This is a genomic window from Ignavibacteria bacterium, from assembly GCA_016707005.1.
Taxonomy (GTDB): Bacteria; Bacteroidota; Ignavibacteria; order Kapaibacteriales; family Kapaibacteriaceae; genus UBA10438.
On record JADJIQ010000002.1, the window covers coordinates 456,826 to 474,494 of the forward strand.

14 protein-coding genes, 1 tRNA gene and 1 pseudogene are annotated in these 17,669 nt (G+C 53.6%); 5 read left to right on the plus strand and 11 right to left on the minus strand.

Going from position 1 to position 17,669, the window contains the following annotated elements:
• Nucleotides 1-16: 16 nt before the first annotated feature.
• The 6 genes from IPI29_04800 to speB form a co-directional block, all read right to left on the minus strand.
• A complete protein-coding gene (locus IPI29_04800; GenBank protein MBK7411857.1) occupies nucleotides 17-1,210 on the minus strand; it encodes a homoserine dehydrogenase in 1,194 nt (397 codons plus the stop codon).
• Entirely contained in the window at nucleotides 1,207-2,214 is a 1,008-nt protein-coding gene (metX, locus tag IPI29_04805) for a homoserine O-acetyltransferase (protein MBK7411858.1), read from the minus strand. The genes IPI29_04800 and metX overlap by 4 nt, the downstream gene beginning before the upstream one ends.
• A gap of 278 nt (nucleotides 2,215-2,492) precedes the next feature.
• The gene (locus tag IPI29_04810) at nucleotides 2,493-2,885 is read right to left on the minus strand and encodes a hypothetical protein (protein MBK7411859.1); all 393 of its coding nucleotides are present in this window, start codon (nucleotides 2,883-2,885) and stop codon (nucleotides 2,493-2,495) included.
• Nucleotides 2,886-2,941: 56 nt separating this feature from the next.
• Nucleotides 2,942-3,448, minus strand: a complete 507-nt coding sequence (locus tag IPI29_04815) for a transcriptional regulator (protein ID MBK7411860.1) — start codon at nucleotides 3,446-3,448, stop codon at nucleotides 2,942-2,944.
• A gap of 93 nt (nucleotides 3,449-3,541) precedes the next feature.
• Nucleotides 3,542-4,384 (minus strand): 2,3,4,5-tetrahydropyridine-2,6-dicarboxylate N-succinyltransferase, encoded by an 843-nt coding sequence (locus IPI29_04820; protein ID MBK7411861.1) that lies wholly within the window; start codon nucleotides 4,382-4,384, stop codon nucleotides 3,542-3,544.
• On the minus strand, nucleotides 4,381-5,325 hold the full coding sequence (speB, locus tag IPI29_04825; protein MBK7411862.1) for an agmatinase: 945 nt from the start codon (nucleotides 5,323-5,325) through the stop codon (nucleotides 4,381-4,383). Before speB ends, IPI29_04820 begins: the two co-directional genes overlap by 4 nt.
• A 76-nt stretch (nucleotides 5,326-5,401) precedes the next feature.
• On the opposite strand from speB, the pseudogene IPI29_04830 reads away from it, so the two are divergent.
• Nucleotides 5,402-6,707 (plus strand): annotated as a pseudogene (locus IPI29_04830) (MFS transporter).
• A gap of 367 nt (nucleotides 6,708-7,074) precedes the next feature.
• Here the strand turns inward: IPI29_04830 and ftsZ are convergent.
• The 4 genes from ftsZ to IPI29_04850 form a co-directional block, all read right to left on the minus strand.
• Complete coding sequence (ftsZ, locus tag IPI29_04835; protein MBK7411863.1) at nucleotides 7,075-8,427, minus strand: cell division protein FtsZ; 1,353 nt, start codon at nucleotides 8,425-8,427, stop codon at nucleotides 7,075-7,077.
• A gap of 40 nt (nucleotides 8,428-8,467) precedes the next feature.
• Nucleotides 8,468-9,769, minus strand: a complete 1,302-nt coding sequence (gene ftsA, locus IPI29_04840; GenBank protein ID MBK7411864.1) for a cell division protein FtsA — start codon at nucleotides 9,767-9,769, stop codon at nucleotides 8,468-8,470.
• Nucleotides 9,766-10,551 carry an FtsQ-type POTRA domain-containing protein gene (locus IPI29_04845; GenBank protein MBK7411865.1) on the minus strand — a complete coding sequence of 262 codons (786 nt, stop codon included), beginning with the start codon at nucleotides 10,549-10,551 and terminating at the stop codon, nucleotides 9,766-9,768. The genes ftsA and IPI29_04845 overlap by 4 nt, the downstream gene beginning before the upstream one ends.
• Nucleotides 10,552-10,792: 241 nt before the next feature.
• Nucleotides 10,793-11,584 carry an SDR family oxidoreductase gene (locus tag IPI29_04850; protein MBK7411866.1) on the minus strand — a complete coding sequence of 264 codons (792 nt, stop codon included), beginning with the start codon at nucleotides 11,582-11,584 and terminating at the stop codon, nucleotides 10,793-10,795.
• A gap of 92 nt (nucleotides 11,585-11,676) precedes the next feature.
• Between IPI29_04850 and IPI29_04855 the strand changes: the two genes are divergently transcribed.
• The 4 genes from IPI29_04855 (at nucleotide 11,677) to IPI29_04870 (ending at nucleotide 14,178) form a co-directional block, all read left to right on the plus strand.
• On the plus strand, nucleotides 11,677-12,198 hold the full coding sequence (locus IPI29_04855) for a 3-hydroxyanthranilate 3,4-dioxygenase (protein ID MBK7411867.1): 522 nt from the start codon (nucleotides 11,677-11,679) through the stop codon (nucleotides 12,196-12,198).
• Between the two features lie 2 nt (nucleotides 12,199-12,200).
• Nucleotides 12,201-13,256, plus strand: a complete 1,056-nt coding sequence (locus IPI29_04860; protein MBK7411868.1) for an amidohydrolase — start codon at nucleotides 12,201-12,203, stop codon at nucleotides 13,254-13,256.
• Between the two features lie 46 nt (nucleotides 13,257-13,302).
• Nucleotides 13,303-13,384 (plus strand) — tRNA-Ser (locus IPI29_04865).
• Between the two features lie 32 nt (nucleotides 13,385-13,416).
• The gene (locus IPI29_04870) at nucleotides 13,417-14,178 is read left to right on the plus strand and encodes a hypothetical protein (GenBank protein MBK7411869.1); all 762 of its coding nucleotides are present in this window, start codon (nucleotides 13,417-13,419) and stop codon (nucleotides 14,176-14,178) included.
• Between the two features lie 73 nt (nucleotides 14,179-14,251).
• Here IPI29_04870 and IPI29_04875 read toward each other — a convergent pair whose 3' ends face one another.
• Nucleotides 14,252-17,656, minus strand: coding sequence for a carboxypeptidase regulatory-like domain-containing protein (locus tag IPI29_04875; GenBank protein MBK7411870.1), 3,405 nt, complete (start codon nucleotides 17,654-17,656; stop codon nucleotides 14,252-14,254).
• Between the last annotated feature and the right edge of the window lie 13 nt (nucleotides 17,657-17,669).

A 17,669-nucleotide genomic window follows, 5' to 3' on the forward strand; every position in this document is an offset into this window, starting at 1 on the left:
CCCTATCACGACCACCTCAATCCTCCGGGATCAAAGCAATGAAGGTCTCGGAATCAAGGAATGCGGCACTGGTGTGGAGTGCGTCGAGCTGGACGTGACCGATCACGTACCGTCCGGTTGAACTCCGATGGTCAACCTCCACAACCGAGAATGGTATGCTCGTGATCTGCTCGTTCGTCCCACGAACGTAGATGGCAACTTCCACATCGTGGTTCACAACCGGACGTGACGCCTGGGCAAGCTTCTTGTATTCATATCGATACCCGTACCGCAACGCGGCGATATCGGACAACACAGCCGATGCAGTTGGGCCACCCCCTGCCCCCTTCCCTACTAGTAACTGGGCATCGGAGAATGCAGCGGTCAGACGCACGGCATTGACCTCATTGCGGACACCTGCCAAGGGGCTTGTGTTCTGTGCCAAGGCCGGCAAGGCAAGAAGAGACAATCCGCTTCCGTGCAGCTGAACACGCGACAAGAGTTTGATGGTACGTTGTTGTTGTTGTGCGATCGAGATGTCGAACGGCGTAACGGACGTGATCCCTCTGCGCACGATCTGCGTTGGATCTACAACCACCCCAAATGCATGGGCAGCAATGATGGTTGTCTTGAATGCTGCATCAAAGGCCTCGACGTCCAGCGTTGGATCACTCTCGGCAAATCCAAGCTTCTGCGCCTGTGAAAGCGCCGATGCATAGCCCCCTGACGATGGTTCGTGGAGTGCTGTGAGGATGTAGTTGGTGGTACCATTGACGATGCCCTCTACGCGACTCAACATGTCGTTGTCGTAGTACTCCTCAAGATTCCGAATGATGGGTATACTCCCACACGTAGATGCCTCATAGAGCAACGATGACCCGGTCTCGCGTTGAATATCGAGGAGCTCTTGAAGTCGTGTAGCAACAAGACGTTTGTTGGCTGTAACAACTGACTTCCCATTTCGCAATGCCGTACTCACGATGTCAAATGCTGCCTCAGCATCATCGATGAGTTCCACAACAACATTGATGTATGGGTCGGTGAGAATGTCTTCCTTGTGAAAGGTAAAGGATGAAGCAGGTAGGGGGCGGTCCTTAAACCTGTCTTTGACGCAGATCCGTGATACCTCGGCTTGGAGTCCGGGTGTGCGATGTAACACGTCGTAGAGGCCTTGCCCTACTACGCCAAAACCAAAGAGTCCGATCCGTTGTGTTGGAAGTGTTGTGCTCATGAGAAGATGTTTTCTTGGTGAAGGATGATGGAGAGTTTTCGTTGGTCTATCAAGAATGCGTCGTGTCCAGCCGCAGATGTGAGTCTGCGATATCGTGAACGCGGTATCATGTCACCGATAAAGTGTTGCTCTGCTTCAGGAAAGAGCAGATCGGAGTCGATCCCGACAACAAGAGTTTTGGCCGTTATAGATCGCAGGGCTACACCGATGCCGCCTCTTCCACGCCCAATGTCGTGACTGTCCATAGCGCGGGTAAGAGCATGGTATGCATGTGCACTGAACCGATGTGCCAGCTTCAACCCCTGATGGCGTTGATAGGAGTCGGCATGAAAGTCCTCTATCCGCTCGTCGTCTTCACGTTGTCGCACGTTGAAGAGCACGGGTGTTCTGTACGAAATCATACCCATTGCGCGTGCGGCGATAAGTCCCGCTGCACCACCCTCAGGTCTATCTTCATAGAACGTTGGGTCAGCCTCCAAGGCAAGTCTCTGCGCCGTATTGAAAGCAACGGCCCACGGCGAATGTTTCGAATTGGTTGCAACGGGCACAATACGCTCTACAACCTTTGGTTCGAGTAGTGCCCATTCGAGCACATGTTGTCCACCCATCGACCCACCGATGAGCGTATGAATGCGCTCAACACCAAGCTCTTGTCGCAGCCGAATGAACGCCCGCACCTGATCCCGCGCCGTTACCAGCGGGAACGATCCAAACAAGGGGCTCCCTGTTTCGCTCGGTGATGTTGGGCCTGTTGATCCATAGCACGAACCGATCATGTTCGCACAGACAACGAAGTACCTGTTCGTATCAATGATGCGATCTGGTCCTACGAGTCCGCTCCACCACGATGCAGCATCGCTGTTACCCGTGAGTGCGTGACAGATCCAGATCACATTGTCGGCATCTGCTGACAACGTCCCATAGGTATGATAGGCGATCTCCAGTGGTGAGATCGATGAGCCCCCTTCCAATACAAAAGGAAGTGGATCTCGATAGGTGTGCATAATGGCCTCCGGTGGTGATCTGGGAGGCGCTTCGCATTCTGTGTATCAGAAATAAAAAACGCCATCCCCGGTGAAAGGAATGGCGTTTGTTCGTTGTTCTACGTTGCGGTTCTTACCCGCGCCACTCCTCACTGGACATGTGCATACACATCATCATGCAGCTGTGCATCATGGTGGACATGTTCGTGTTGATATGGCGTTGGGCGTTCATTGAATCCCAAACATACTACATTGTTCAACTCTCTTCCAAATCTCTAACAATCTAGCACTCTAACAATCTAAAGCGTTTGAGGCGGCATCGGCATTGGGAAATGTGGACGTTTTGGTTGCAATGCTCTGCGTCTGATGCCAAAGAGCACAAACATGTTGAAGAAGTGCCAGAAGCCCAGGACAAGGACGATCCAACCGATCTTACGACCTAGGATGACCATGAATGTGCCGAGAGAGTCCGGCGCGGAATATTCATATACAGTAACCAAGACATAGCCGATGTTTACGAGGTAGAATCCTGTGAGAAGTAATCTGTTCACGCTCTCTGAGAGTTCCTTATTGCCCCGAAAGATGTCAACAAGAAACACGGCACCGTGCCGAAAGAGCGTCCGTGCAACATACACTGTTGCAGCAATGCTGAACACGAGGTACAGCGTGTAGAGGACTTCGGAGGAGATCATGACACGTTCCTTACAGTTGTTTTAGAAAACATTGAAACGACAAAACAAAAAAACACTCATCGGATCACCTTCATAGCCAAGTTCACAAGCCAAGCGGTTTCGGCCTTGCTCATTGTATCTAGGGCATCTGAAGCAGTCTTTGTTAATGTTGAGAGGTCCTTCACGGCTGAACGGAATGCTTCTACGTCCTTGGCCGGTCCTGTGATCGATGCTGAGGCAAGCCCACGAAGTCGAGCGGCTACCGGGTCGAGCTCCCGACGTTTCCTCTCCTGCATGATCTTGCGTGCAACAACCCAGATATCCTTCTCTGCCTCGAACAACTCCCTACGCTCACCCTTCTTAGTGATGCGTTGTACGATCCCCCAGTCGATAAGCTCACGCACGTTTGTACTCACACCACCACGCGACATCTCAAGCGCTTCCATGATCTCGTCCGTTGTCATCGCCTCCGGACTCACCAACAACACCGCATGGATCTGCGCCATCGATCTACTGATCCCCCACTGAGTGGCCAATGCCCCCCAGGTCTCTATAAACTCCGTTCGTGCGTCGCGTACATTCATGTCACAAACCTACACATTTCCTTCATTCATTTCAATTCTTTCTGAAAATATAATTAGCACATTAGCACATTAGCACATTAGCACATTAGCATGTTAACGCAGTGCCATTTCCAACGCCGTCCGCGCATCCGTCTTCTCGTCTCTGTACTTCACGATCAACGGCGTGCTCATGCTCAGTCCGTTCTCTCGTCCGAAATCGGAGTTCACTGCCCTGCTTCCGGCAACGACAACAGCACCTTCGGGGATCTCCAGCGGTGAATCACTTGTCGATCTCAGAACCGTCTCCTTCACAAGATCATAGACGGGTGTAGATGCATTCAGGATCACACCACTTCCAAGCACTGCACGATTACGAATAAGGACACCTTCATACACACCACAATTGCCCCCTACCATCACATCGTCTTCAATGATAACGGGCCTTGCACCGGCTGGTTCTAGTACTCCGCCGATCTGTGCCGCTGCGCTGATATGTACACGCGCGCCGATCTGAGCGCATGTACCAACCAATGCATGTGAGTCCACCATCGTTCCTTCACCAACGTAGGCACCGATGTTGATATAGCTTGGCGGCATGCAGATCACGCCATGGGCAACGAATGATCCGGTGCGAATGGTTGTACCACCGGGAACGATGCGTACATGATCATCAATGGTAAGGGGCTTTGTAGGAAGTGTATCCTTGTCGAAGAATCGGAAGTTCTCATCTGTTGATGCGTCTTCCATGCGACCCTTCCGGAAGAGAACAAGGATGCCTTGTTTCACCCACATGTTCACCTGCCACGAGCCGTCATCTGACCGTTCTGCTGCGCGGATCGTACCCTTGTTTAGCGCATCGATGAAGTCGGCGCAGACCTGCGTTGCACCTTGATCATACTGAAGTTCTTGCGCCGGCAGCGCTGCGAGGCGCTCGATATCGGATTGGAGAGAGTTCATTTCTTGGTTTCCTTCTTCTTCGTCTTAGGAGCAGCTTTCTGTGCCTTCACGTCGAAGGCGAGGTTGAGGATCTTGTAGATGAGGCGGGCGGTTGTGATGTCGGGGTGGGTGACGCCGTCCACGGGAGCCAGTTCTACCACATCGAAGCCAACGATGCGACGTCCGGAGGCAACGATGGCGCGGATCACATCGATCGTTTCACTATACAGGAATCCGTCCGGCTCCGGTGTGCCCGTTGATGGCATGATCGACGGACAGAAGTGATCCACATCGAACGTGATATAGACATCCTTCCCGAGCGTATCAACAACGTTCTTCTGCCAGTTGGAACCATGGAGCCCCCTACGAATGGCTGAAGCATAGAAGGTCTTGATACCGTTGTCCTTGATGAAGCGAGCTTCTTCGATACACTGAGCGCGTATACCAACCTGTGTGATACGATCAGTTGGGAAGAACTCAGCAACACGGGCCATGAAGGAGGCGTGGGAATATGGTGTGCCTTGGTATTCGTGACGAAGGTCTGAGTGAGCATCGAAGTGCAGAATGCTCATCCCGGGATAGGCACGGTAGTGAGCAGAGATCGGTGCTGTAGAGATCGTGTGTTCACCACCAAGCGTCACCACAAACTTGCCCATCACGATAAGGTCTTCTACCTGATCCTCAATGAGGTCCAATGCTGCTCTGTCAACGAACTTCCCAAAGGAAAGGGGCTTCAGGGTTGCGATGCCCTTTTCAAAACATAACTCGCGATCCGTTTCATCATCATAGAACTCCACGTAGGCACTTGCATCGAGAATGGCCTTTGGACCTTTCTCTGCTCCGCCGCCGTAGCTCACGGTGTGTTCATAGGGCGCTGAGACAATGGCAATGGCAGATGTTTCGAGCGAGGAGTATCGTTCTTCAATGGCAAGGAAGTTCTTCTTTGGACCAAGGACCTTCATGATCGTATTCCGTGATGTGTGAGGCCTGCAAAATAGCTGTCACGCGAGGAACAGCGTTCGGCGAGTATATTCGCCCATGCCTACACTCAAAGCGCAACGTTTCGGCTGGTACGTCTATGATTGGGCGAACAGCGCCTTCAGCACATCGGTCGTAACGGTCTTTCTCGGCCCCTTTCTCACCAACGTTGCTGAGTCGGCGGCAAATGATGCCGGACAAGTAACACCCTTCGGCATCCCGATGCATCCGGGCAGTTGGTTCTCCTACTGCATTGCAGTATCGGTGATCCTGCAGGTATTCATTCTCCCGCCGATCGGTGCGATCGTTGACCGATCACATCGCAAACGCCTTTCCTTGGCGGTGTGGGCGTTCCTTGGAGCAGCGGCAACGATCGGACTTGCAGTGTTATCGTCAGGATCCGGCAACTACATCACTGGCGGACTCTTCTTCATCATCGCCAACCTCAGTTTTGGTGCCAGTGTTGTTGTTGCCAATTCCTTCTTAAAATGACCTGGCCACTCCGGAAGAGCGTGACAGCGTTTCCTCGCGCGGATGGGCCTTTGGCTACCTCGGCGGTGGACTCCTTCTTCTTGCACACCTGTTGTGGTTCTCCGCAGCAAAAGAATCCGGCGGTCCCATAGAACCCGTCATTCAAGGCGTCTTTGTGACAACGGGTATATGGTGGGCCTTGTTCACCTTTGTCTCCATCATGTTGTTGCGCGATAAAGTGCCGGCACACGCACACGAGAAACACGCACTCAAGCAGAGCTTCAAACAGCTTTCTAGGACACTACGTGATCTAGCTCGATACCCGCAGACGTTGCGTTTCTTCATTGCCTATCTCCTTTACAACGATGCCATCCAAACCGTTATCGCAATGGCAAGTGTGTATGGTGCAGAAGAGCTCGACCTTGGACTCGACGTACTCACGCAGGCCATCCTCCTCGTCCAGTTCGTTGCGATAGGGGGCTCCTTGATCTTTGCATGGCTTGCTGAACGCATCAACACCAAACGCGCCATCATCGTCGGCCTTTATGGTTGGTGTGCTGTCCTCATCGCCGCCTTCTTCTGGGTCAGCACCGCCACACACTTCTTCATTCTCGCAGCCGTGATCGCCATCGTCATGGGCGGCACCCAAGCACTCAGCAGGTCCATGTTCTCCCGCATGATCCCCGCAGGAAAAGAAGCAGAGTATTTTTCCCTCTACGAGATCAGCGACAAAGGCACGTCGTGGATCGGCCCCCTAGCATTCGGTCTTGCACTCACCCTCACCAACAGCTACCGTTGGGCCGTACTCTCCCTCATCATCTTTATGGTTGCAGGGCTTGTGGTGCTGATGGGCGTGAAGGGCGAGGTGAAAGGGCGAAGAGGCGAAGTAGCGTAGTCACCCCGTCATTTCGTAGAGGTCCCTCGCTTCGCTCGGAATGACGCTGCTCCAGCTGTTGTATCAGAGATAGAAATGTGAGCACCATCCCTGATGGTGCTCACATTTCTTACCTACACCTTATGCATAGCCAGCGTCATCCCGAGAAGCGTAGGGGCGAGGCCCTGCCTCGCCCGGAGCGACGAGGGACCTCAACGAAAAAACAAAAGGGCGAAAAGGTCTTACCCTCTTCACCCTTTTACATCTGTCATCAGTCATCAGTCATTTGTCATAACGTCATAACCGTCACAACGTCATAATTGTCATAGTTGTCATAACGTCATAATTGTCATAACGTCATAACTGTCATAACGTCATTTCATGATTCCTAATCCATGATCTTCCGCAAAAACGCTGGCTGGTTGCCGCCGCCGCCTGCTGCCTTGCGGATCGGTGACGGATAGCCCCCTACAGCTTCGTTAGAGCTTGGTGGGACGATCGGCACGCTGCCGGTTGATGGTGGTTCTTCGCGTGGCATACCTGCCATGTTGCGTTGTTCCATCTCACGTTGCTTGCGGATGTAGGCCGGGACGTTTACATCGTTCATGTCAACGTCTTGTGTTGTTGACGGAGCGATGGGCGACGGTTGGGTGGTTGCTGCTGGACGATATGCGTCTGGTGCGGCTTCGGGTTCCGGTGCCGGACGGACGATCTCGATGACGGGAGCGTAGGAATTGGTTGATGCTGAGCTAGTTGTAGGGACGGACTTCTTCTCGTCTTGACGACGGAAGCCGGTTGCGACAACGGTGATGGAGATCTCGTCTTCCATGCTCTCATCAACTACAACACCATGGATGAGGTTGACCTCATCGCCGGCTGCCTTCTCGATGGCCGAGACGGCTTCACTCACTTCAAACATGGTCATGTTCGAACTGCCGGTGATGTTCACAAGGAGTCCTTGTGCACCGTAGATCGACATGCCTTCGAGGATCGGTGAGTTCAAGGCATTCTGAGCTGCTTCAATGGCACGATGTTCGCCTGTTGCCATACCGATACCCATCAGGGCATCACCCATACCACTCATCACCGTGCGCACGTCGGCAAAGTCAACGTTCACATATCCAACACCGGAGATGATGTCGGCAATACCCTTGGTGGCGTTGTAAAGAACCGTATCCACCATTGCAAGGGCATTGGCGAACGTGACGTCCTTATCAACAACCGTAAGGATGCGCTGGTTCGGGATCACGATGAGTGCATCAACGTGCTCGCGGAGGTCCTTGATGCCATTCTCGGCAATGGACATCCGACGCTTTGATTCATAGGCGAAGGGCTTTGTAACAATGCCCACGACCAAGGCACCGAGTTCACGGCCGACGCGTGCGATCACCGGTGCTGCTCCGGTTCCCGTTCCGCCGCCCATGCCTGCAGTGACAAAGATCATGTCACTTCCCTGAAGGGCATCGTACACATCGTCGATGCTCTCCTCCACAGAAGCTCTGCCCTTGCTCGGATCTGCACCGGCTCCGAGTCCGCGCGTAGCGTCCTTTCCGAGCTGAAGCTTGATCCCCGCAGGGTTATTCATGAGTGCCTGGCGATCTGTATTCGCCGCGACAAATTCAACGCCGTCGAGCCCGCGTGCGATCATAGTTCGCACTGCGTTTCCGCCGCCGCCGCCAACGCCAACAACGCGAATTCTCGCGTCTGACGTAAATGATGATGTATCCAACTCGATGGCCATGATTCCCCCCGGAATGTGGTCGCGTTGCAGGAAAAAGTGTTTACAAGTTTTCGAACCAATCTTTCACGTTCTGAAGAAGCCCCTTCTTTTGTGAAGGGGGCTCAACGGACGCGGCAGGTTGGTGTTGAGGTGTTGGAGCTGCTACAGGTGCACTGTTGATAACAGAGCCACTGTGCTGCTCCTCGAATTCGTCTTCATGTTCGATGCTGTACAAGGCAAGGCCAACAGCCGTTGCATGGACAGGCGTGGTAACCTCACGTGCAAGACCTTCATGGCTGAAGCCACGAGGAAGTCCTTTGTTCACGGGAAGTCTGAATGTGCGTTGCGCAAGCATGTCTGCACCACGGAGGTCGGAACATCCGCCGGTGATAACAATGCCTGCAGCAAGTTGATGAGCTAGACCGGAATCGTGGATGCGCTGAAGAACGAACTCAAAGATCTCTTCCATGCGTGGTTCGATAACCTGACACAGGATGGTCTTTGAGAGTTCTGATGGACGACGTCCACCAACACCCGGTACTTGGAAATGTTCGTCGCGAAGAATGCTGTCGGAAATGGCGTGACCATGATCGACCTTGATCTGTTCTGCATCGTTGTTGCGAATGCCGAGTACGGTAACGATGTCGTCCGTCACTCGCTGACCAGCAAGACCGATCACACTCACCGATCGAAGGACGTTGTCCTTGTAGATGGCAAGGTCCGTAGTGCCGCCACCGATATCCACAACGGCAACACCTACTTCACGTTCTGCATCATCGAGCACGGCAAGTGCACTGGCCATGGATTGCAGGACAACGGCGTCCACATGCAGTCCGGCACGATTGGCACACTTGTACACATTCTCAACGGCCGCTGCTGATGCGGTGATGACCAAGGCATTCGCCTCGAGCCTGCGACCGCTCATACCGAGTGGATCAGAGATGCCGTCTTGACCGTCGATGATGTAGTCTTGTGCGATCACGTGCAGGATCCGTCTATCCGGCGTTACGTTCACCTGTGCGAGTTCATCGTGCAGTCTTCGCACATCGTCTTCGGAGATCTCAGACGTACGAGTGGTGACGATCCCCCGCGTTTCGAACGTGGAGATGTGCTCGCCGCTCACGCCGATCACAACGCGTGCAAGTTTGTATCCGCTTTGCTGTTCTGCTCTGTCGATGGCAACCTTGATCGCGTCTGCGGTCTTGTTGATGTTGGTCACAACGCCACGCTTGAGACCATCACATTCGGCCATACCTGCGCCGAGAACTTCAACCACCTTGCGTACAGGATCGAATGCCGTTACAACGGCACAGACCTTCGTTGTGCCGATGTCGAGCCCAACATGGATCTCTGGTGTACTCATGCTGCACGCTCCACAACGGGTGGGGTAACGTGATATCGCAGAACGACCTGATTTCTCCAACGCAGATCGACCTCGGAAACCGAGGCCATGTTGAGTCGCTGTGAAGTTTCGTGCCAGAACACGTTCATGTCGGCAAATGCCTGCGTCGCTCGCGAAGCATCCATCACTCCGAGTCGCCACGTTGTCTCGTCGGTAACGATCTCCACCGTATGACGGTGTCGATCATAGCGCACTTCAGAGATCTCTTGGTACAACATCGGATGGAGCGTACGTGAGCCGGCAATGAGGACGGAAACAATGTGCTGCACATCGGCAGATGAGATCTCCGAACCATCGGTTGATTGCAACACCGGCACGTTGTGCGCTGTGCGCTCAACGGCGTTCGGAAGGACAACTCCAAATGCGTCCACGTAGCGTAACGATCCGTCGGGGCGCACCACATGTGCAACCGGCAGACGCTCGTCCACTTCCACCGTCATCTCACGAACACCCGTGAAATACACCGATGCGCTTCGCACATAGGGTATGCTCTCAACACATGTTCGTACGTCGGCCAATGTCAGTGACTTCAGATGTTTTGACTTGAGAGTATCGACGGCTCGCTGCACTGCAATCCTGCTTAGCCCCGTAGCACCAACCACGTTGATGTTCGAAACAAGCTGCCTGTCGTGCCACTGCGTAGCCATGAAACCGAGGAAGACAACGCCCAGTAGGGTGATGACGAGCCCCGATGACCTGCGGCCACCGTTTTGCTTCGATTCATCACGTCCCTTCTTCGCCACGTTCTCACTCCGGATGTGGATAACCCACTCGGGTTATGCACATGTGTGGTTAACTGCCCTGCTACTGATCGATTTCGGGGTTTCTTTTGTCCCGTCTTACCCTGCGATATCCCTGCGCTCTACAAGGGGTTACGACCTCCGCAAATGTACTGCGCGCACGTAGAATAAGCAATAGCTGCCTATAGGAAAAAAGAGGGTGTTGTTGACAGGTTATCCACACCCAGTGGAGAACGTCGTTGGGTCAGCTCAGGGCCTTGGTCCGTCCCCCATCAACAAGGATGCTCGTGCCCGTAATGTACGAGGCCGCAGGAGAGGCCAGGAAGCCTACGGCATTAGCTATCTCCTCTGGCTGTGCGAACCGACCAACCGGGATCTCGGCGATCATGGACGCTCGGACGGCGTCCTCGGAACGACCGTGGTTGGTGGCATTACGTGTGATGATGCTCGTGAGACGGTCGGTCTCCGTTGCACCCGGGAGGACGTTGTTCACCGTGATACCCTTCGACGCTAACTCGTTGGCCATGGTCTTCGACCAACTCGCCATTGCACCTCGAATGGTGTTGCTCACCCCAAGGCCTTCGATGGGCATCTTCACAGATGTGGATATGATGTTAATGACGCGACCATAGCCGGATGCCGTCATTCCGGGAACAAGAACCTTGGTGAGTTGATGTGCTACAAGTACATGATTTCCAAAGGCTTGTCGCAGGCTTTCCACATCACTTTCCACAAGTGGACCACCTGCAGGTCCGGCCGTGTTATTCACAAGGATGTGGATTGCTCCATGTTCATCCACATGGTTATGCACATGCGTTAACAACGCTACTTCGTCCGTCATATCCACGGCGATGGCATGATGTGACTGACCGCCGTGGACGCTGAGCGAGGCCAACGCGTCCTGCAGCGTCTCCGGATTCCGAGCCAGGAGTGTAACCGATGCACCATTTCGAGCCAGTTCTTGAGCGGCTGCCCGACCGATACCTTGCGACGCTCCGCAGACCAGGGCGCGTTTACCGTTGAGTGAGATTTCCATTTCAGTCCTTTCAAGTGTCGAGATTCGGGAGGGGGCGGAGTGGTTCGTACTTTCGTGTACTGCGAAACTACCACGTGGACGAGGACCCCAGCATGGCAATCCGCTCAGCTTTTAGCCTTCAGACATGGATCGAGGAACACCGACACCTGCTCAAGCCCCCTGTGGGCAATGCGAAGGTGTACGAAGACACAGAGTTCATTGTGATGATCGTAGGCGGGCCAAACGCTCGTAAAGACTACCATTACAATGAAGGTGAGGAGTTCTTCTACCAGATAGAAGGCGATGTGACAGTGAAGATCATTGATGATGGCGTGCCGCGCGATATTCATATCAAGCAGGGCGACATCTTTCTGCTCCCGCCACGCACACCACATTCACCGCAACGTCCGGCCAACACCGTAGGATTGGTGATCGAGCGCAAACGCGAAACCAAGGAGCTCGATGCCTTTATGTGGTTCTGTGAATCATGCGGGACCAAACTCTATGAAGAGTTCCTGCCGCTTACGGACATCGTCTCCCAACTTCCGCCCATCTTTGAACGCTTCTGGGGTGATCTCGACCACCGCACATGTAAGAAGTGTGGCACCGTTATTCAGCCCCCTGTCAAGGCCTAAGTATGCTTAAAGTTGACTGTCACGCCCATATCCTCCCCGAACGCTGGCCGTCCCTAAAGGACCGATATGGATATGGCGGGTTTATTGTCCTCGATCACTACGCCCCGGGTAAGGCCCGTATGATGAGAGATGATGGAACCTTCTTCCGCGACGTAGACCAGAATTGTTGGGATCCCAAAGCGATCCTGGCGGACATGGACGCAAACAACGTGGATGCAATGGTACTCTGCACCGTGCCGGTACTGTTCTCGTATTGGGCAAAACCAAACGATGCGTTGGATTGGACGCGATTCCTCAATGACCACCTGGCAGGCGTTGTTCGCGAGCATCCACGCCGGTTCATCGGACTTGGCACCTTGCCGATGCAGGACATCGACCTGGCCATCCTCGAAATGCGTCGGTGTGTGAACGAATTAGGCTTTCGTGGTTTTGAGATCGGCACCAACATCAACGGCATGAACCTGGATGATAAGTCGCTCTTCCCCTTCTGGAAAGAAGCTCAGGAGCTGGGGGCCGGGATCTTTGTTCACCCGTGGGAAATGATGGGAGCCGACCGCACGGACAGGTACTTCCAGCAATGGCTTGTAGGTATGCCTGCCGAAACCACTCTGTCCGTTACCTCCATGATCTTTGGCGGGGTTTTCGATGCATTCCCCGATCTACGCGTGATGTTCTCTCATGCAGGGGGCTCCTTCCCCTTCACACTCGGGCGCATCTCGCATGGGTATCATGCACGTCCGGATCTCTGCAACGTGAACAACGTACAAGACCCCAAGGACTATGTGGGTCGTTTCTGGGTGGACTCCATCACCCACAACGCCGATGCTCTTCGGTTCCTGCTCGCCCTGATCGGACCCGATAAGATCGCCTATGGAACAGACTATCCGTTTCCGCTTGGAGATCTTGAACACGGCAAGTTCATCCACGACATGCCGGATATTTCCCCGATGATCAAGGATCAGCTCTTTGCCGGAACTGTGCTCGATTTTCTTGGGTTAGAGGCTAAGGACTACGAACCGTGGCCAAGTTCCATCGACCCCGGCGTAGTTGTAGAATAAACGGCATTGCAGATTCGGAAGCTTCCGTAGATTTGTGGCCGCCCACGGAGGGCTCGCATAATGGTATTGCAGCTGTCTTGAAAACAGCCGGGTTTGCGCCTGTGGGGGTTCGAGTCCCTCGCCCTCCGCTCTATTACATCTCTCATTGGAGCATCACCACATGATCCGTTCAGCTCTTCTCGCGCTCGCCGCGGTCTTTGTATTGTCGGCGTGTAGCGAAGATCCTGTGACGCCAACCCCATCCGACACAAGCAGCTATGTAGTGTCTACCAAGGGTTCGTACTTCATCCATGACAACGTCACGGTAGACATCACCGCAGCAGGCGTCACAACGGATGTTCCATCACCGAGTGACAGCACAGTTGTCAACGGAACGGTCACACATGAAGGTAGAACTTCGATCGAATCGATCGTGTTCGTTAATGGAACCGCAACTGACTCTGTCTATATGGCACAGACTGGATCAACAGTAGCAACTGCCTTTCCGCTCCAATTCAAAGTCCTCGGTCTCCCGGCCGATTTCGGCGTGAAGTGGGTAAACATCTTCGATGCGAACGCAACAACGTGGACAGCACTGAATGACACGATCCCATCGTTCACCATCGGCAGCGGCGCTCAATCGTATACCGGATCTGCAAAGCTGAACTTCACTGGGAAGCAGACTGGCACAGAGACCATCACCGTTGACGGCAAGTCGGTAACAGCAAAGAAGTCAGAGATCACAATGAACATCACATTGTATCTCAACTTTGGCGCTGTGATCCCGGTTCCTATCGTCCTCACGCAGTACTACACGTTTGCCCCAAACATCGGTATGGTTCGCGCTGAGCAGGTAGCAACGGTTGTCAACATCGTCGGCGTTCCACCTCTGGCAATTCCAGGCTTCAGGACTTCATTGGTCCGCTACGCCGTAGCGAACTGATCCTCAAACGACACTCACAACAGAAAAGGCTCGCAGGAAACTGCGAGCCTTTTTTTGTGACCACGTTACAACCTCAATCTACCTTCACTTGTGCAAGGTCCACTACTCGAGCCACGCCTGTAAGTCTAACAGTTGAGTTTGTGCGCTGCTCATTTGGTCTGCCATAGTTTCGATACACGGTAACCTGCACGGTGGTTGGACCGGATAGGCGTTGCTGACGATCTCCGAAATAGTTCGCTTCGATCTTAAAGGTACCCTTGGGGGCGTCCTTGATCATGAACTCCTCTGGACCATATCCGCCAGCGAGATCGCGTGAGAGTCTTCCGCCAGACCGTGGGAACCGGTGTCCATAGTAGCACTTTACGGATTGGGGATCTGTTACCCAGAGATCAATGTCACAATTGTCGGAATCCCAGTCCATCACGACGCGAATATCCGACGCAACGGAGTAGAGCATTGAAGGCGGGATCTTGGAAACGTCCACGTCTTTTGGATGGAGTCCAATGATGTGGTTCATCTCATTGAGGGCGATCAGTTCCACTTCAGGGAATCTTCCGTCCCACGTGCGCGTGGCCATTGCATAAAGCATCTCCACTGCTTGTTGGTGCTTTCCGGAAGCATCCAAGGCCAGAGCAAGGTCGCGATAGGACTGTGGTTCCTCATCACGTATATCGCGCACATCCTTGAAGACCTCAACTGCATAGTCGGCCTTGCCAAGTTGAAGCAACCGTCGTGCAAGGATCCGCAACATCTGATGGTTCTCCCCTTCGAGCTCGGCAAGGTTAGAAAGAACACGCAACGACGCTGTGGTTAGCCCCTTTTCACGAAGAACGTCTGATACGTCGAGGTAATACCCAACATTTCGACCATACTCTGCGCGGTGCCCAAGGTACCAGGAATACACGGAGTCCTTGGAGCACGTTTGAAGAGCACTAGTCCATACATCGCGTGACACTAGGGTGGCTTTCTCGCTCCTCTCGAGTAAAGGAGCATTGCGTGCTAGTGTAGTTGGAGCGACAGATCCCTCGCCCGAGCTCCCAAGCCCACCTGTGAATTGGTCAGTAACCGCAAGTCCATCTACCAAGACCTGGTCCTCTGTTGCGCGTGAACCACGGACTACGAAGTTGTTGCCTGATGCACGGATACCAGCATTAAGTGACAAGGCAGATGCAGTGTTGTCGCGAGCTACCCGAGTCATATCTGAACCTTTCAGCACTCGAGTCGTCCCGATGTCCGTACTTCTCACAACTACAGGATCAGCAGCAACTTCGATCATTTTCATTCGGACGTCTGCAGGTGTGACCGCGAAGTTTACAACATTCGTTTGGTCAGCAGAGAGAACTACACTTTGGCTTGCCGTGTCATACCCTACTGCTGTAGCACGGACAGAGTACGCGCCGGGATTGATATTCTTCACGAGGAACTCGCCATTTGTCTTCGTTATTCCTCCCCTCGTGGTACCCAGCACCCGGATGGTTGCTCCAGGGACAACCCGTCCACTAGTGTCTCTGACAAGACCAGTGATCGCGCCCAAACCGGCTCTAGGGGCTGTTATCTGGACTTGAGGATCTACTGGAACAACACGAACCGCTGTATCTGGACTGCGTTGCTCCGGAAGTGGCTTTAGGTACCAAGATTTCCAACCGTTCACGAGTGTTTCAAGAAGGGCATGACGGGCCTCTGCAGATTGGACCTTAACGACTGGGTTGTTCTTCTTCTGCTCGGTCCATTGCGCAAGCAGCTCCGGTTCTGTTGCAGGGGGCTCGATATCATACTGCACATAGTCGTTGAGGGTCTCGAGCACGAGGAGTGAGGTTCCTGGTGTGACGATACCAAAACGCATACCGAGTTGTGTGATATCATGAGCACGAGCCCTGCGGTCGCCGGCCATGGTCTTGAGTTCCTGTTGCGCCCATTGACGGGCAGCAGTGAGACCATCTGCTTTGTGCTCGAGGGTATTACAGCAATGGTCTTCTTCTCGACGAAGGCTCCGTTGAGGGAATACGACGAGCTCGAGCTCTGCCGTTGGTGACTGAAGTGTACCAACGATGGTGTTGCACAGACGGGCATCAACCATGCCCTGTGGATAGATGGACGTCATGGCGCCCCCTACAACCTTTACCGACTCCAACATAAGACGTGTGGTGAAGACGGAGCTCAATGCGTCCTTGATCGATGTCACCCTCATGTCGTAGACCTCGCCACCCGTGCCTTCACACAAAGCGCGGAGACGGTCGATGTCGGCAAATGCGCTGGTAACAAGTCCGACCACTGGTGTTGTACCGATCGTTGGTTGATGTTCACCGAACGTACTTACTCCGTCGGTGACCAAGAACACCAGGTCAGACCGGAAGGTAGAAAGCGGCACTGCCCCTAGCTGTGTAGCACCATCATAGGTCATATTCAAGAGCGTGTTGCGCAGCTCGCTCCAATTGCCGCCTTTCACAACATACCGTTGATCACGAATGGTCTCATGAGCAAACACATGAAGCTGGACATCAACGTTGGCGTTTTTGGCGAAGTAGGCGTCAAAGAACTGCAGCTCCTTTTCATGATTCCGCCGAGCACCGGAGAGCGAGGCGTCCCATGCGATCGTGACCTTTCGAGCTAGGGGGCGTTCTGTAGATGTTGCTGTGGTGTTCGGAGATGCAACCACAATAGAGGCAAAGGTTTCAGTGCCGTGCTCATTCACCGTAACAACATGTGCGGCAGGTACAACAGGCACATCGATCACAAATGGTTGGGCGATCAGAAAATTCGTTCGTGACACAGTGGAGACGAATGTTCGCCCCCTATTTGAGAATGAGATGCTGTCTGCACTATTGCCGGATAGCTGGGGTTTCATCCCGAATGCTGCAACGGACACGTCCCATTTAAATGCCCCTACGGTATCATCCACAGCGATCGGCAGGGTATACTGAAGTCCGTCTTCTCCTTGCGTGAGATCTTGCTCGTAGGCTATCAGGATCCGACGTGTAGAGCGGGGCATGATGGGATAGATGCGAGTGCGGAAGGCATTGTCGCGGGTCCATTCAAGCAAGGCCGGATCTACTCCCCTTCTTTGAATTGCCTCAAAGGTGGCACGCGCCTTTGATTTATCGACCACCACTGCATCACGGAGTTTGCCGTTAAGATCCAGAGCAAAGCGGGAAACGGTTTGTCCGTCAGATACAGGAAAGGAGAACTGACCTTCTAACGTCCGATCATTGGGATTGTACACAACGATCTCCAGGGTCGTCGTTGCTAGGGTACCTCGGATATCCGTGGTAGCATTCATCGAGGAGATGCGAAGGGGCGTTTGTTGTCCCATCTCATTCGTCACGAACACACCGAACCGCGTGCGTTCCGGCTGACGGAGAACTGCCGTAGTGTCCTTCTTCCGTGGTTCTTTGTTCGAGCGGACGATGGTGGTGTGAACGTATGACGCAACGAGGAGAACGGGAGCAAGGGCGATCAGTAGTGCGAGTAGCTTCTTCATAGTGGTCTCCTCG

Bases quoted from the DNA above. Each gene is read 5' to 3' on its own strand.
- IPI29_04800 (MBK7411857.1), bottom strand. From the start codon at position 1,210: ATGAGCACAACACTTCCAACACAACGGATCGGACTCTTTGGTTTTGGC.
- IPI29_04810 (MBK7411859.1), bottom strand. From the start codon at position 2,885: ATGATCTCCTCCGAAGTCCTCTACACGCTGTACCTCGTGTTCAGCATT.
- speB (MBK7411862.1), bottom strand. From the start codon at position 5,325: ATGAAGGTCCTTGGTCCAAAGAAGAACTTCCTTGCCATTGAAGAACGA.
- IPI29_04815 (MBK7411860.1), bottom strand. From the start codon at position 3,448: ATGAATGTACGCGACGCACGAACGGAGTTTATAGAGACCTGGGGGGCA.
- ftsZ (MBK7411863.1), bottom strand. From the start codon at position 8,427: ATGGCCATCGAGTTGGATACATCATCATTTACGTCAGACGCGAGAATT.
- IPI29_04850 (MBK7411866.1), bottom strand. From the start codon at position 11,584: ATGGAAATCTCACTCAACGGTAAACGCGCCCTGGTCTGCGGAGCGTCG.
- ftsA (MBK7411864.1), bottom strand. From the start codon at position 9,769: ATGAGTACACCAGAGATCCATGTTGGGCTCGACATCGGCACAACGAAG.
- IPI29_04855 (MBK7411867.1), top strand. From the start codon at position 11,677: ATGGCAATCCGCTCAGCTTTTAGCCTTCAGACATGGATCGAGGAACAC.
- metX (MBK7411858.1), bottom strand. From the start codon at position 2,214: ATGCACACCTATCGAGATCCACTTCCTTTTGTATTGGAAGGGGGCTCA.
- IPI29_04820 (MBK7411861.1), bottom strand. From the start codon at position 4,384: ATGAACTCTCTCCAATCCGATATCGAGCGCCTCGCAGCGCTGCCGGCG.
- IPI29_04860 (MBK7411868.1), top strand. From the start codon at position 12,201: ATGCTTAAAGTTGACTGTCACGCCCATATCCTCCCCGAACGCTGGCCG.
- IPI29_04875 (MBK7411870.1), bottom strand. From the start codon at position 17,656: ATGAAGAAGCTACTCGCACTACTGATCGCCCTTGCTCCCGTTCTCCTC.
- IPI29_04870 (MBK7411869.1), top strand. From the start codon at position 13,417: ATGATCCGTTCAGCTCTTCTCGCGCTCGCCGCGGTCTTTGTATTGTCG.